The sequence below is a fragment of the Phocaeicola sp. RTP21198st1_B8_RTP21198_201120 genome, assembly GCF_040929485.1.
Classification (GTDB): Bacteria; Bacteroidota; Bacteroidia; order Bacteroidales; family Bacteroidaceae; genus Phocaeicola; species Phocaeicola dorei.
Genome location: NZ_JBCOCI010000318.1, coordinates 1 through 634, shown reverse-complemented (window position 1 = coordinate 634; position 634 = coordinate 1). Strand labels below are relative to the sequence as shown.

Below are 634 nucleotides of genomic sequence, written 5' to 3'. Positions count from 1 at the left end.
CGGCAGTCAACTATACAGCTAACTACGCACCATTCAATATCCTTCATGAATTGGATAACAATTATATGGACTTAAACGTAGTTGACGTTAAATTCCAAGGAGAAGTAAAATGGAAAGCACTTCCAGAATTAGAGCTTAGCGCATTAGGAGCAGTCAGATATCAAGCTTCTTCGCAAGAACATAATATTAAAGACCACTCGAATCAGGCAACAGCATATCGCACAGGAATGGATGACGCCACTATTCGTGACAACAATAATTTACTCTACACCAACCCCGACAATCCTTATGCTTTACCCATCAGCATACTGCCGGAAGGCGGTATTTACCAGCGTAAGGACTATCGCATGCTGGGAGTAGACTTTCGTGCCACAGCATCCTGGAATCATTTATTTGCAGAAAAGCATATAACCAATCTTTTCGCTGGTATGGAGGTGAATGATTTAAAACGCATGCAGAATTATTTTCAAGGATGGGGAATGCAATATACAATGGGCGAAATTCCATCGTACGTATATGAATTTTTCAAGAAAGGTATTGAGTCCGGTGAAAATTATTATGGATTAAACCATACCACAACAAGGAGTGTAGCAGGTTTTGCCAATGCAACCTATTCGTATGATGGCCGTTATAC

At 40.4% G+C, this 634-nt stretch carries 1 pseudogene; it reads left to right on the top strand.

Annotated features, from left to right (window positions below):
* Nucleotides 1-634 (top strand): annotated as a pseudogene (locus tag AB5935_RS25845) (SusC/RagA family protein); the annotation flags it as partial.